The following is a 15,030-nucleotide window of genomic DNA, read 5'->3' on the forward strand; positions in this document are numbered from 1 at the left end:
AATGCAATGCCGAATTTTTTTAAAAAACCAACGATGAGCGGACACTTGTGGATCATTTATTTGATCTCTCTCATTCTGCTTGGCTTCATCTGGTACTATCAATGGATGCTGGGACTGATGATGACGCTGTTTTTAGCTGCGTCCATTTTTTACAGTGTCCGTACCGAGCAGAACATGATCAATGAGACAGAAGAATATATATCGACCTTATCTTACAGGGTGAAAAAGGTCGGCGAAGAAGCTTTGTTAGAAATGCCCATCGGTATCGTTCTTTATAGTGAAAACTATACGATCGAGTGGGCCAATCCTTACATGAACAAATTCACGGAAGAGGATACGATTGTCGGAGAATCATTAAAACGACTCTCTGATCACCTGATCCCATGTGTAAAAGATGATGAAGAAGAAGTCTGGATCACGATTGCCGGTTATAAATTCCAGACAATCATCAAAAGGGACGAACGTCTGCTTTATTTATTTGACCGGACACAGCAGACAGAGATTCACAACCGTTATGAAAATGAACAGACGGTCCTTTCGATCATTTTCCTTGATAACTATGAAGAAATCACCCAAGGGATGGATGACACCGCCAAAAGTCATATCAACTCACAAGTGACATCGATTTTGAACAAGTGGGCTGGAGACTATGGCATTTACTTGAAGCGGACGTCACAAGAGCGATTCATAGCAGTCATGAACCAGAAAATTCTTTATACGCTGGAAAAAGCGAAATTCGAGATTCTCGATGATGTCCGTGAATTGATTACAGATCAAAACGTTCCGTTGACGTTAAGCTTCGGAATCGGTGTCGGTCCAGTCAGCCTTCCAGAACTCGGTGAACTGGCTCAATCGAGTCTCGATCTTGCCCTTGGTCGGGGCGGAGACCAGGTCGCCATCAAGGATGATTCAGGAAAAGTCCGTTTCTATGGCGGAAAGACGAACCCGATGGAAAAACGGACACGGGTACGCGCCCGGGTGATCTCCCATGCCATGAAAGAACTTGTACAGGCAAGTGAGAAGGTCTTGATCATGGGACATAAATCCCCGGATATGGACTCGGTCGGCGCGTCGATCGGTATCTTGAAAATAGCCCAGGCAAACGACAAGAAAGCCGCCATCGTCCTTGATCCCGATGATATTGATACCGGCGTTCAACGGATGGTCGAAGAAATCGAGAAAGACGAAGATCTCTGGCATTATTTCATCCCACCAGAAGATGCGTTAGAGATGGTGACAAATGAGACGTTGCTTGTCGTTGTAGATACACACAAGCCTTCCATGGTTATTGAAGAGAAGCTTCTTTCTAAAACAGAGCATGTCGTCGTGATCGACCACCACAGGCGTGCAGAAGAATTCATCGCTGATCCTACACTTGTTTATATGGAACCATACGCGTCATCGACAGCAGAACTTGTCACCGAGCTGCTTGAATACCAACCGAAAAAACTGAAATTGTCGATGCTTGAATCGACGGCCCTGCTCGCAGGGATTATCGTCGATACGAAAAGCTTTACGCTCCGTACAGGATCACGGACATTCGATGCTGCCTCATACTTGAGGTCTAAGGGAGCAGATACCGTACAAGTCCAGAAGTTCATGAAAGAAGATTTAGATGTCTATATTCGCAGAAGTAAGCTGATTGAACGGGCTTCCGTTTACCGTGATGGTATTGCAATTTCCACCGGGGACCGTGGTGAAACTTACGGCCCTGTCATCATTGCGCAGGCTGCGGATACGCTACTGACCATGAGTGGCATTGTTTCTTCCTTTGTCATATCTGAACGGAGTGATGGACGGATCGGCATCAGTGCCCGTTCACTCGGGGATATTAACGTTCAGGTTATCATGGAGAAGATGAACGGTGGCGGGCATTTGACGAACGCAGCCACACAGCTTGAAGATACAACGATTGAAGATGCGAAAGCATTGTTGCAAGATATTATTGATGAATATTTTGAAGGGGGAGACACAGAATGAAAGTAATTTTCAAAGCGGATGTCAAAGGGAAAGGCAAAAAAGGCGAAATCAAAGAAGTGAACGATGGATACGCGCGCAACTACCTCCTGAAAAACAATTTGGCGGTAGAAGCGACAAAGGGGAACGTCCAAGCACAAAAAGCCAAAGATGCCAAAGTGGAGCAGCAAGCACAGGAAGAAGTCGAGGAAGCGAAACGTTTGAAAGAAACGCTTGCAGACCTCGAAGTGAAGCTTGTAGCGAAATCCGGAGATAACGGCCGCCTGTTCGGTTCGATTACAAGTAAGCAAATCGCCGAGCAACTGAAGAAATCTCATAATATTAAAATCGATAAACGTAAAATCGAGCTTGATGATCCGATCCGGACGTTAGGCTACACAAACGTTCCTGTGAAACTTCACCCAGAAGTTACAGGTACGATCAAAGTCCACGTCGAGGAAAAGTAAGTCTTGAACGATCAAGCGCCCAATCCATTCTTTGGAGCTATTGGGCGCTTCTGTTTTGTATTTCTGGCCCACACCTCTTTTTCATAATGAAAAGGAAGGATGTATAAAATAACCGTACAACGTGTGGTTGTTTGCGACGGACGGGCCATCCGTGCTTTAGATTCAGAGGAGGAACAACAGTGAGTGAAATGTGGAATGACCGTACCCCACCCCATAATATAGAAGCAGAACAGGCGGTACTCGGTGCGGTCTTTTTAGAACCTGAAGCGATGTCGACAGCTGCTGAGTATCTTCTTCCTGAAGATTTCTACCGGGCGAGCCACCAGCGAATTTTCGAAGTGATGCTCTCACTCTCGGATAAAGGGGAACCGATCGATCTCGTGACGGTAACGGCAGCTCTTTCCAACAACCAGGTACTTGAAGAAGTTGGAGGAGTTTCTTATTTGACGGACATTGCAAACTCCGTGCCGACAGCTGCGAATATCCAGTATTACACGAGCATTGTCAGTGAAAAATCGACCCTTAGAAGTTTGATCCGTACAGCGACGAATATCGTAACGACGGGCTATTCAGAAGAAGAGGACTTAGAGGATGTATTGAACGCCGCAGAAAAAGACATTCTCGAGGTCTCCCAAAGGAAAAATTCCAGTGCTTTCAAAAGCATCAAAGACGTACTGATTGATGTTTATGACAACATTGAACAGTTGCACCACAGCGACGGAAGTACGACTGGAATTCCGACAGGGTACCGCGATCTTGATCACATCACCTCTGGTTTCCAGCGGAATGACTTGATTATCATCGCCGCCCGTCCGTCTATGGGTAAGACCGCATTTGCTTTGAACATTGCACAGAACGTAGCGGTCCATACCGATGAAAATGTCGCGATCTTCAGTTTGGAGATGGGGGCTGATCAGCTCGTCTCCCGTATGATTTGTGCGGAAGGAAACATTGATGCTCAGCGTCTTCGTACAGGACAGATGGAAACAGAGGATTGGAACAAACTGACGATGGCGATGGGAAGTCTGTCCAACGCCGGCATTTATATTGACGATACACCAGGAATCCGGGTCAGCGAAATCCGTTCCAAGTGCCGTCGTCTCAAACAGGAACACGGACTTGGTATGATTCTGATCGACTATTTGCAGTTGATTCAAGGGAGCGCCAACTCCAAGGAAAACCGTCAGCAGGAAGTATCAGAAATTTCCCGTTCCTTAAAAGGATTGGCTCGTGAGCTTAATGTTCCGTTGATCGCTCTGTCCCAGCTCTCCCGTGGAGTCGAATCAAGACAGGACAAGCGCCCAATGATGTCTGACTTGCGTGAATCCGGTTCGATTGAGCAGGATGCCGATATCGTAGGGTTCCTTTACCGAGATGATTACTACGATCAGGAATCGGAAAACCAGAACATTATTGAAATCATTCTTGCCAAACAACGTAATGGCCCGGTGGGGACGGTTTCCCTTGCCTTTGTAAAAGAATACAACAAATTCGTCGACCTGGACCACCGGTATTCCGATGCCGATGTACCACCGGCGTAAAAAGGAAGCCGCCCGAGACTTAAAGTCTCGGGCGGCTTTTTTTGAGTAGCTTCAAAGAAGCCATCTATATCATCATCCCCATCACGCCTCCCGAAAAGTCACGCTGGGAAATGGATGATCCTAAAGAGACAGGAAGTGATTGATGGCATGGGCTACGCCATCTTCGTCATTCGTTTTTGTAAGGAAGTGGCAGGCCTCTTTCACTTCAGCCTTGCCATTTCCCATGGCAGCGCTGTATCCTGCCACATTCATCATAGATAGATCATTTAAACTGTCTCCGATAACTGCCGTTCTTTCTATCGATCGGTTCAGTTGTCGAGCTAAGTGCATAACGGCATTTCCTTTAGAAGCCAGCCTGTGTTCCAATTCGAAGTTATGGTCGGCAGAGCTTACAAGGGTCAAGTCAGGATGGTTCTTGAACCTCTCCCAACCTTTTTGGAGTTTTTCCTCTTCAAAGGAGAAGGCAAGAATGTTGTACACGTTTCTTTCCCTATCGACGATTTCTTTGTAGGAGTCTACATGTGAAAAACCGGTTTGACTGAACTGTTTCTCGGCTGCTCTTTCAAGTCTGGTCACATCCGTCTTCAGATTGGCGCTACGAATCCGGTCGAGCTCAATGTTCATAAGCTCCCGCCCATTTTGCGGGGTTAAGATGGCTTCATCATCAATCGCTTCATAGTAGAATCCTTCTTTTTCAAACCATCCTAAAATTTCAGTGACATCTTCTTTTCCCATCGGTATGGATGAAAAAAGTGCCCCGTCTGGGCGATGGATGGTCGCCCCATTAGCGGAGATGACCCACGTGTTAAGTTCCAGATTGGAGAACAGGTTTTGGACATCGAAGGATGCCCTTCCTGTTGCAATGATCACCTCAACGCCTTCCGACTGTGCACGCTGAATCGCACGAATATTATTTTTGCTGATTTCATTCGCCGAATTTAACAGTGTACCGTCCAAATCAATGGCAATCATGTCCATAAATCAGATCCCTCCTCTTCCGTAACAATCAAGTCCACATGATGTTCCAGTAATTTTTGTTGGAATTCTTCATCAGGAAGTCGGTCCGTAATGATAACATCCACGTCTTTAAGTTCTGCGAAGGTAAAGAACTCGGTCACACCAAATTTCGTATGATCAGCTAGGACAATGACTTGTTCCGCCTGTTTGATCATGTTTCGTTTGACCATTCCATCTTCTTCGTGAGCAATCGAAAGCCCCGACTCAGAGATTCCTACCACTCCGATAAACGCCCGGTCCACATGATAACTTTTTAACCGTTCAATGACCGAAGCCCCGAAAAGGAACTGATGCTCCTTTTCGAGGAAACCGCCGAGCAATTGGATGGACACGCTTTCAACATTTGATAAAATTTCTGCCTGATGAATGGAATTCGTAATGACCGTGATGTCCATAGGTCGAATTTGATTGGCGCATGCCTGGACCGTCGTTGAAGTATCCATAATAAGTTTATCTCCTGCTTGGATAAACGAAGCCGCTTTATGACCGATTTGCTGTTTTTCAAAGGAAACCGTTTTTAAGCGATGAGAATAATTTTGAATGGCTGCATGTGTGCGTGGCAGGATGGCACCCCCGCGTGTTCGTACGATCGCTTTTCGCTCTTCTAACTTCACTAAATCTCGCCGTGCAGTGTCCCTTGATATATCAAACATCTCGCACATTTGATCAATGGAAATCCGGCGATTTTCTTTTAAAAATTGTAAGATTCCAATCAGACGTTCTTCCTGATACATCGAATCCTCCTTTCGTTTTTTACTCTTATAAGTAATTATAAGTAATTATTTAATTGAAATCAATCAAAAATAAGTTATTTTAAGTTTATTTGTAAATATTAGTTAATTATCTGCATTTGTGATAAAAATAAGGTAATCAATAGCATCACATGGTTGGAAAGAATGTTGAGATGTTTCATCTACTTTGTAATCTTTTCAAGAATAGCGATTTAATTCCTGTTGGTTTATATTCGGGAATTTCTTACACATGTATTTATTATCGAACAATATTTATGTAATGTTATTTTAATGTTCGGTTTTAGCGTTGACTTACAAGGTGTGAATTGGTAAACTGACGGTAGATCACATATTTAACAAATTTTTGGCGGAGGTGCCTTATGTCTTCTGTAGTTGTAGTCGGAACCCAGTGGGGGGACGAAGGAAAAGGCAAGATTACTGATTTTCTATCACAAAATGCCGAAGTTGTCGCTCGTTATCAGGGCGGAAATAATGCTGGCCATACAATCAAATTTGATGGAGTCACATATAAGCTTCACTTGATTCCTTCAGGGATCTTTTTTGAAGATAAAACGTGCGTGCTTGGAAATGGAATGGTCATTGATCCAAAAGCGCTACTTGAAGAATTGAAATACTTACATGACAAAGGGGTATCCACGGACAATCTGCGCATAAGCAACCGTGCTCATGTCATTCTTCCATATCATTTGAAATTAGATGCACTGCAAGAGGAAGAAAAGGGTGCGAATAAGATCGGAACGACCAAAAAGGGAATCGGCCCTGCCTATATGGACAAAGCCGCTCGTACAGGGATCCGTATCGCTGATTTACTTGATAAGGAGAGTTTCCGCGAAAAGCTCGAGCAGAACCTTGCCGAGAAAAACCGCCTTTTTGAAAAAGTATATGAGACAGCGCCGTTTGCCGTGGATGATATTCTTGATGAATACTATGACTATGGTCAACAGATTGCATCCTACGTATGCGACACGTCTGTCGTATTGAACGATGGGCTGGATGAAGGACGTCGTGTCCTTTTTGAAGGGGCTCAGGGTGTTATGCTCGACATCGACCAAGGGACGTATCCTTTCGTTACCTCTTCTAACCCAATCGCGGGTGGAGTAACCATTGGGTCTGGTGTGGGACCGTCAAAAATCAAGCACGTCGTTGGCGTTTCAAAAGCTTATACGACGCGTGTCGGAGACGGACCTTTCCCGACAGAGCTTGAGAATGAAGTCGGAGATCAAATCCGTGAAGTGGGCCGTGAATACGGTACAACAACGGGGCGTCCACGCCGTGTCGGTTGGTTTGACAGTGTCGTCGTCCGTCATGCCCGCCGGGTAAGTGGAATTACCGACCTTTCCTTGAATTCCATTGATGTCCTGACAGGTATCGAAACATTGAAAATATGTACCGCTTACAAGTACAAAGGGGAAATCATGCAAGAGTTCCCGGCAAGTTTGAAAGTTCTTGCCGAATGTGAGCCTGTTTACGAAGAAATGCCAGGCTGGACGGAAGATATCACAGACGCTAAAACGCTGAGTGATCTCCCGGAGAATGCCCGTCATTACATTGAGCGCGTTTCTCAGCTGACAGGAATTCCGTTGTCTATTTTCTCTGTTGGTCCTGACCGTGCACAAACGAACGTTGTCCGCAGCGTATATAGTGAATAATAGGAAAGCCTGGCTTACTCAGCCGGGCTTTTTTTTACAAAGCGTGAGGGAAAAGTATCGAACATGCGTAAGTCAGGGTAAACTCTACATAGATGAATAAGAGGAGGAGTGTTTCACGTGAAACGCATTTGTGTTTTCGCTGGGTCTAGTGCAGGGAATGACCCGGTTTTCATAGAGAGAACGAAGGCTTTAGGAAAGAGACTGGCCGAAATGAACATGGAGCTGGTCTATGGTGGGGCTAAAAGTGGTTTGATGGGAGTTTTGGCTGACCAGGTGTTAGACAGCGGTGGAAAAGTGACGGGCATTATGCCGAGCCACCTTTTTGAAAAAGAGGTCGTTCATCCGAACCTAACAGAAATGATCGAGGTAGAAACCATGCATGAAAGAAAAGCGAAGATGAGCGAGCTGGCTGACGGTTTCATCGCCCTCCCGGGAGGATTTGGAACGTTTGAAGAGCTTTTCGAAACGGTCAGCTGGGCTCAGATCGGCCTTCATACGAAACCACTCGCACTATACAACATCGCGGAATACTACACGCCGCTCGTTCAACTCATTGAACACGCAATTAAAGCAGGGTTTGTACCTGAAGATAACCGTAAACTTTTTATAGATGCCAAAGACCCAACATGTTTATTGAATGGAATGCAGCAGAAACAATAAAAAGACGTGCCTATAAAGGCGCGTCTTTTATACTTGGATCGTCTTAAAGAAAATGAGTCCAAAAAAACGATACGTCAATTTAATACTTTCAATCGAGGACTCTTCGGTGATGCTTAATCCGTAGATCGTCGTTGGTGAGGTATCCGGTGACGCAGCCATTGCTTTGGAGGCAAGCGGCGAAGTGTCCGGGGCGAGAGGAATGGTTTCATATTTATTGATGGCATACGCATCTTCCACAAGCGCGTATGTATCGGTAATCATGAATCCTTTCTCAGAATCACTGATTTGCATCTTGATATTTGTAGGCTGTTGGTTGTTATTGATGGACACATCCGTGATTTGGATGCTTCCAAGCAAACTTTTATTTCCGAGGGCGACAATGACGGTTTGCTTATCTTCTGTGGTACCGATCGATCCATGGGTGAGCGGCGGATTTAGCTTCAAGAATCCAATAAAAGAGACAAATAAAAGGATAAGGACGAAAACAACGTAGCGGAAAATTTTTTTCAAACAAATCCTCCTTTCTTTTTAATAAACAGAATCAAGGGGAGAAATCTATATTTCTAGTAAAATTACTATTGCTTACGTTTATCCTGTATGGTACGATAGTTATCGTTGCAGTGAACAAGTCATTTGGTCCGGTAGTTCAGTTGGTTAGAATGCCTGCCTGTCACGCAGGAGGTCGCGGGTTCGAGTCCCGTCCGGACCGCCACTTACATTATACCATTCGAGGTAGTCGAATACACACGTAACGTGCTGTGCTCATTAAGTTATATCGTCGAATGATCATGAATAAAATACCCATGGCTCGGTTGCTCAGGCGGTAGAGAAGCCGTAAACATCAGCGAATCACATCTTATGTAGGCTTTGCGAGGAGCGTATGCTTCACCGAAATCACTAGCAACGTGACGAGCACATACAACTTCGAATAGACTTCGAAACAAGATGTGGAGCGAAAGCAAGATTTGAATTTAATATTATAATGGCTCGGTAGCTCAGTCGGTAGAGCAACGGACTGAAAATCCGTGTGTCGGCGGTTCGATTCCGTCCCGAGCCACTCCTTAAAAAAGCTTACGGAAGTATTTCCGTAAGCTTTTTTGTGTGTGAAAAATTATGTAAATTATTATAACCTTATTTAACTATTTACCAAGATTGTGGAAGACTTAGTTTCGAGATGTGTCGGGGGTCGTTTGCCGAGTTGAGCGTTAGGTGTGGTTAGGAAGCAGCTCGCTTTCCCGTGGGAGTCTCCTAGCTTCCCCGCAGCCCTCATCCACTCAACAAAAGTCTTGAAACTGAGCTTCAAGAATAGGGAGCTTACATGGAAGAGAGAAAATGGAAGTTATGGTATATTATTATGAATATTTTATATGAAAATATGGCTATCATTTCGTAATTTTGGTAAGAATATTATATCTTTTTTACATATTTAAATATCTATTTCTTATAAAATACCCATGTGATAGATTAATCTAGGAATAGTTTAGACAGGTGCATCAGGAGGATCAATATCATGTGGAAGAAACTAGCTGTCACAGCAATTTCCGTCGTAAGTGTCGGGGTAGGAACGGCCTACGCCGAGAGCTCATTGCCGACGGTCTATCACGTTTATATAGATGAACACCATGTAGGTATGGTAGAAAATCAAGCAGAGGTCAAATCAGAATTACGCGAGCGTTTGGAAGAGGCGGAAGCAAACCATGAAGGCATGGAACTTTCTTATATGGAGGAAGTCTCGTTCGAGGAGCAGAAAGTTTTGTCTGTGAAAGACGAATCATCAAATGTTATGGATTCGCTTCAGAATGAATTAACCTTTGCTGCGGACGTTGTTCGACTTTACGTCAACGGGGAGCCTGTTGCTCATCTTCCAAGTGAAGAGAAGGCCGAACAAGTCATAGAATCTGTGAAAAAGGAATATGTGGAAGAAGATGAACTTGAAGAAATAGAAGAAGGAACGCCTGAGCTGCCGGACGTCGGCGAAACGAAGGTGATGGATGTCGGCTTATCGGCGCCCGTCACAATGGAAGAAGATCAGGTCATGCTCTCGCAGGTGCATACGGTCGAAGAAGCAGTGTCCAGGGTGGAAGAAGGTCGTCCTTTTCCAAGCCCCCACTCTGAAACGACGTCATTTATAGGGATGATGGCTAAATCACAGAAGCCGCTTGTAGATGTGGTACTTACTGAGAAAGAACGTAAGGAAGAAACGATTCCTCACAAAGTCCAAATGAAAAAGACGGATGAACTTTTCAAAGGTGAATCTGAAGTGAAGCAAGAAGGAGAAGGTGGAAGAAGAGAGCTGTTAGTTGAACGAACGTATCGAAATGGTGAAGAAATAAAAGAAGAGACGATTGAAAAAGAAGTCGTCAAAGAACCGGTGAAAGAAATTGTCCTACAAGGAACAAAGAAAGTTCCTTCTGAAGGCACCGGTGATTTTATTTGGCCGGCTGTCGGTGGTGAAATCACCAGTAAGCAGGGAAAGCGCTGGGGACGCTACCATAAAGGAATCGACATTGCCGGTGTATCCGACAAAACGATTAAAGCCGCTGATCATGGAAAAGTGGTCGAAGCTGGATATCGAAATAGCTTCGGAAATAAAGTCGTGGTCGATCACGGGAATGGATATGAGACGATTTATGCTCATCTGTCTTCCATCGATGTCAAAAAAGGACAAACCGTTAAAAAAGGGGAAAAACTCGGAGTTATGGGAACGACAGGCCGTTCCACGGGGGTACATCTTCATTTTGAAATTCACAAAAAAGGTTCCCTCGAAAACCCTCTTTCTCACGTCAGTCCCTGACCCTAACCGCTATGATTGAATCATAGCGGTTTTTTCTTTTTTGACTATCCCAGGCAAAGCTCATAGGTTCCTTTTTCCCTATGAGCAAAGGATAGAAACTGGATATTGTTGGAGTGAGATTTAGTAAGAGGGTTAAGAAATAGGCATCATTAAAGTATAGGTGAAACGGCTGATTTCAAGAGAGGTTTATGGTGAAATAAGACATTTACCATTAAATAAGTTAAAATAAGAGTAGAAAAGATGACGAGGAAAAGGATGTGACGCAACATGGCACAGAAAATTTTAGTGGTCGATGATGAGAAACCCATTGCGGATATATTGAAATTCAACTTAGAAAAAGAAGGTTATGAAGTCGTATGTGCATATGACGGAGATGAGGCAATCGCGAAAGCAGATGAAGAAGAGCCGGAATTGATTCTCCTCGATATTATGCTGCCGAATAAAGACGGTAATGAAGTTTGCCGTGAGGTAAGAAAGCGTCATAATATGCCGATTATCATGTTGACGGCGAAAGACGCAGAGATTGATAAAGTACTCGGACTGGAAATGGGCGCGGATGATTATGTAACCAAGCCTTTCAGCAACCGAGAATTAATTGCTCGTGTAAAGGCGAACCTGCGACGTCAACAGCAGGAGCCTGAAGACAGTGCCCAGCAGACGAAGGATATTGAAATTGGCCGTTTGGCGATTCATCCGGATGCTTATACGGTGACTCGTGACGGGAAGCATATTGAATTGACTCACCGTGAGTTTGAACTTCTTCATTATCTTGCTCGTCATATCGGACAAGTCATGACTCGTGAACATTTGCTTGAGACGGTTTGGGGCTATGACTATTATGGTGACGTCCGTACCGTCGACGTAACGGTAAGACGCTTGCGTGAAAAAATAGAAGAGAACCCTAGTAACCCAATGTGGATTGTTACCCGTCGCGGGGTTGGGTATTATTTGAGAAACCCAGAGCAGGATTAAGCCTTTATGAAAGAAGTGGGTTTCTTTCAGTCTGTTAGGCTGAAGCTGATTCTTGTATACATTCTGTTATTGTTATTGGGCATCCAAGTCATTGGTGTCTATTTTGTCGATCGATTGGAAGAGCAGTTGGAAACTAACTTTACAAATTCCATTGAAGGGCAGCTGAATTCTTTAACCTACAGTTTGCAAAATGCGTTCAATACAGAGCGGGGAGAAGATTCGCTGCCTTTGAACTATGATCTACAAAGTCTTTTAAATGATTTTAGTGATGATAACACCGACATTGGGAAACTCTGGGTTGTAGACAATAACCAAAAGGTGATTGCAGCTACGACGACGAGTGACCAGTCTCCCATCGGTAAAAAAGTGACGGACTCCGCCATTACGAAGGTGTTCTTGTTTGGTGAGGCCACAGAACCTAAACCTTGGCGGGAAGAAGGGACCAACAACCGACTGTTCCGTGGTACAAATCCGATTACGGATGAGTCCGGAGAAGAGATTGTCGGGGCTCTTTATTATGAAGTTTACATGAACGATATCTATGAACAACTTGGGGAAATCATCAGTATTTTCGCCAAAGGGACGGTCTTAGCCATTACCGTCACGGCTTTGCTCGGGATTTTGGTGGCAAGAACCATCACGAAACCTCTGACAGAAATGAAACGACAGGCACAAGTTATGGCGACAGGGGATTTCTCCCAGAAGGTCGATGTAAAAGGGAATGACGAAATCGGAGAGTTGGGCCATACCTTTAATGATTTGAATGATAAATTGAAGCTGGCTACTGCGACGACAGAAGGGGAACGGAGGAAGTTGAGCTCCGTGCTTTCGAATATGTCGGATGGTGTCATTGCGACAGACCGTCTCGGTGCCATCACACTGATGAATGCACCGGCCTCAAAGTTAATTGGTCAGACGTTCGAGGAAGTCCAGGGACAATCCCTTGTGGATGTTCTTGACTTGAATGATCAGGTTGAAAATATATCCGAGGTGGAAGAAGCTGGGTCTATGATCATTGATTTAAGCAGTGACGATAACCACCTTCTGCTTAAAGCCAACTTTTCTGTAGTTGAAGATGAAAACCATGACATGAATGGTTTTATTACGGTCATTAGTGATGTGACCGAACAGCAGCGTGTGGAAAAAGAAAGAAGAGAGTTTGTTTCAAATGTCTCACACGAACTACGTACCCCGTTGACGACGATGCGGAGTTATATAGAAGCATTGAATGATGGGGCATGGCAGGATCCGGATATTGCGCCAAGATTCCTTGATGTGACCCAAAATGAGACAGACCGTATGATTCGTTTGGTGAATGATCTTTTGCAGTTAACGAAAATGGATCACAAAGAAACAAGCCTGATGAAAGATCGTGTGGAGTTCGTCAGCTTTTTCGACCATGTGATCGATCGTTTTGAAATGAATAAGAGTGAAAAAGTGGAGTTTGTCCGCAACATGTCCAACAAAAATATGTATGTGTGGATAGATAAAGATAAAATTACACAAGTGCTGGATAACATCATATCCAATGCCATTAAATACTCTCCAGAAGGTGGGAGCATTCGGTTTAGCGCCCATTCTACGAAGAAACAGCTGCGGGTAAGCATTACCGACGAAGGGATTGGAATGCCTCCAGACACCGTTGATAAAATCTTTGATCGCTTTTATCGTGTCGATAAATCCCGAGCGAGAGAAATGGGAGGAACCGGACTGGGTCTTGCTATTGCCCGGGAAATGATTGAAGCTCATCACGGAAAAATATGGGCGGAAAGCCGTGAAGGTAAGGGAACAACTGTCCACTTTACTTTACCGCTCATGAGTCAGAAGCGGAGGGGACAGTCATGAAGAAAGAAACCATGAAGTCCGTCATTTTGGTGATTCTCATCGCCTTCAGCTTAGTGTTGACGGTAGCTCTTTGGACGTATCAGCCAGTAAATGAGACATTGGAAGAGGATGTTTTCATTGAAGATACGAAATTAGAAGAGATAGGATCAGAGCGGGCAATTCCAAGCCTGGTGCCCCCTGATGAAGTCGTTTTTCATGAGCAAAATTCCTATTTCACCTTCAAAGATAATATTGATCGAACAGCTTTCTACCAACAACAGATGCAGCAGTGGAATCTATCCAACCTTGATACGAGCCCAAGAGCGATCAATGTCGCTAACCATAATGAAATTGTGGAAATTATTTTTCCTGCGCACCTGCCGATCCAGGTGATCAGTGATATCTTTCAAGTGAACGAGAGTATTCCAATGGAGGGAATGCAAGCCAACTTCAATCGGATATTCTTATTGCGCCATTCCCAAGAGGGAAGTGCTGCTTCAAGTTCTTCCTATGATTTGTGGTTCGTAAATAGTGATGCTGAAGGAAGCGAAATCACCCTTCAGGCAGATATCAGTGCAGCATCTGGAGAACGTGCCATACAGGAAGTCGACAATAAAGATGAATTGGTGGAAATGTCGCGTGTAGCCGATGTCCTGCAGATCGACTCCGAAGACGGAACGAACGCTTCTCACATTTACGTACCTAAAAACCCTGTAAGTATATCGGAATATGTTTTGGAAACTGGTGCTGTAAACTTAAAACCGATCCAAAATGACATTTTCCCGTCTAATACACGAGTCTTCAAATCCCGGACGAATAGTGGAGAAAATATCACTAAAACATTCCAGAGAAGGTTGACACAGTATGATAAGAGAATGGAATATGACTTGACGATTCCTAACTCCGCAAACCAGAAAAACTTGTCCGAATATGAATTGTTTGTCCAAAGTATGGAGGATATCAATAGTCACTTGGGTTGGACGGATGACTATCGTCTGAACTCCATTTTGAGTGGGCGGGATGAAGTTCGCTACCGTCTCTACTTTAATGACCGGCCTGTGCTTGAGAACGTCGATACTTATAAATTGGCGAGTATCCAGTTAAGTTATCAGCAAGGACAGATCCAAGAATATGACCGACCGCTTGTCCAGTACAGCAGCATCAATGAAAGCCAAACGAACCTATTGTCCGGTGAGGAAGTCCTTTTGGATCTCCAACAAGAAGGGGAATTGGAAACGTCCAGAATCAAAGATTTAGAGATTATGTACACGCTTGAAGAACAAAGGAGCGAGTTGGTGTACAGCTTGATTCCTGAGTGGTATATGTTGACAAACAGCGGTTGGACGAAAGTATATCCAGAGGAAAGGTCCCAAAATGCAGAGGTTTCGTGACGAGGAG

The 15,030-nt window shown here is 44.4% G+C and carries 12 protein-coding genes and 2 tRNA genes; 11 read left to right on the forward strand and 3 right to left on the reverse strand.

The annotated features are described in order from the left end of the window. The first annotated feature begins 6 nt into the window (after window positions 1–6). From GLV98_RS14595 to dnaB, 3 genes are all read left to right on the forward strand, one after another. On the forward strand, window positions 7–1,980 hold the full coding sequence (locus GLV98_RS14595) for a DHH family phosphoesterase (RefSeq protein WP_160916524.1): 1,974 nt from the start codon (window positions 7–9) through the stop codon (window positions 1,978–1,980). Next, the gene (rplI, locus tag GLV98_RS14600; protein ID WP_160910521.1) at window positions 1,977–2,423 is read left to right on the forward strand and encodes a 50S ribosomal protein L9; all 447 of its coding nucleotides are present in this window, start codon (window positions 1,977–1,979) and stop codon (window positions 2,421–2,423) included. The genes GLV98_RS14595 and rplI overlap by 4 nt, the downstream gene beginning before the upstream one ends. Before the next feature lie 179 nt (window positions 2,424–2,602). Next, complete coding sequence (gene dnaB / locus GLV98_RS14605; RefSeq protein WP_160916526.1) at window positions 2,603–3,964, forward strand: replicative DNA helicase; 1,362 nt, start codon at window positions 2,603–2,605, stop codon at window positions 3,962–3,964. A gap of 120 nt (window positions 3,965–4,084) precedes the next feature. Here dnaB and GLV98_RS14610 read toward each other — a convergent pair whose 3' ends face one another. Next, complete coding sequence (locus GLV98_RS14610) at window positions 4,085–4,942, reverse strand: Cof-type HAD-IIB family hydrolase (RefSeq protein ID WP_160916528.1); 858 nt, start codon at window positions 4,940–4,942, stop codon at window positions 4,085–4,087. Then, window positions 4,933–5,715, reverse strand: coding sequence for a DeoR/GlpR family DNA-binding transcription regulator (locus GLV98_RS14615; RefSeq protein ID WP_160916530.1), 783 nt, complete (start codon window positions 5,713–5,715; stop codon window positions 4,933–4,935). The genes GLV98_RS14610 and GLV98_RS14615 overlap by 10 nt, the downstream gene beginning before the upstream one ends. Window positions 5,716–6,092: 377 nt before the next feature. Between GLV98_RS14615 and GLV98_RS14620 the strand changes: the two genes are divergently transcribed. After that, window positions 6,093–7,382 (forward strand): adenylosuccinate synthase, encoded by a 1,290-nt coding sequence (locus tag GLV98_RS14620; protein WP_160916532.1) that lies wholly within the window; start codon window positions 6,093–6,095, stop codon window positions 7,380–7,382. A 117-nt stretch (window positions 7,383–7,499) separates the two neighbouring features. Next, entirely contained in the window at window positions 7,500–8,042 is a 543-nt protein-coding gene (locus tag GLV98_RS14625; RefSeq protein WP_160916534.1) for a TIGR00730 family Rossman fold protein, read from the forward strand. A gap of 27 nt (window positions 8,043–8,069) precedes the next feature. Here GLV98_RS14625 and GLV98_RS14630 read toward each other — a convergent pair whose 3' ends face one another. Beyond that, complete coding sequence (locus GLV98_RS14630) at window positions 8,070–8,552, reverse strand: hypothetical protein (protein ID WP_160916536.1); 483 nt, start codon at window positions 8,550–8,552, stop codon at window positions 8,070–8,072. A gap of 125 nt (window positions 8,553–8,677) precedes the next feature. Here GLV98_RS14630 and GLV98_RS14635 point away from each other — a divergent pair. The 6 genes from GLV98_RS14635 (at window position 8,678) to GLV98_RS14660 (ending at window position 15,023) form a co-directional block, all read left to right on the forward strand. After that, window positions 8,678–8,754 (forward strand) — tRNA-Asp (locus tag GLV98_RS14635). A gap of 272 nt (window positions 8,755–9,026) precedes the next feature. After that, window positions 9,027–9,099: transfer RNA gene (locus tag GLV98_RS14640), tRNA-Phe, on the forward strand. Between the two features lie 453 nt (window positions 9,100–9,552). Next, on the forward strand, window positions 9,553–10,836 hold the full coding sequence (locus GLV98_RS14645; protein ID WP_160916538.1) for a peptidoglycan DD-metalloendopeptidase family protein: 1,284 nt from the start codon (window positions 9,553–9,555) through the stop codon (window positions 10,834–10,836). A 267-nt stretch (window positions 10,837–11,103) separates the two neighbouring features. Continuing rightward, a complete protein-coding gene (gene yycF, locus GLV98_RS14650; protein ID WP_160916540.1) occupies window positions 11,104–11,808 on the forward strand; it encodes a response regulator YycF in 705 nt (234 codons plus the stop codon). 6 nt (window positions 11,809–11,814) lie between these two features. Next, window positions 11,815–13,653, forward strand: a complete 1,839-nt coding sequence (gene walK / locus GLV98_RS14655) for a cell wall metabolism sensor histidine kinase WalK (protein WP_160916542.1) — start codon at window positions 11,815–11,817, stop codon at window positions 13,651–13,653. Next, complete coding sequence (locus tag GLV98_RS14660) at window positions 13,650–15,023, forward strand: YycH family regulatory protein (protein WP_160916544.1); 1,374 nt, start codon at window positions 13,650–13,652, stop codon at window positions 15,021–15,023. The genes walK and GLV98_RS14660 overlap by 4 nt, the downstream gene beginning before the upstream one ends. Window positions 15,024–15,030 lie beyond the last annotated feature (7 nt).

The sequence above is a fragment of the Halobacillus litoralis genome (assembly GCF_009856415.1).
GTDB lineage: Bacteria > Bacillota > Bacilli > Bacillales > Halobacillaceae > Halobacillus > Halobacillus litoralis_C.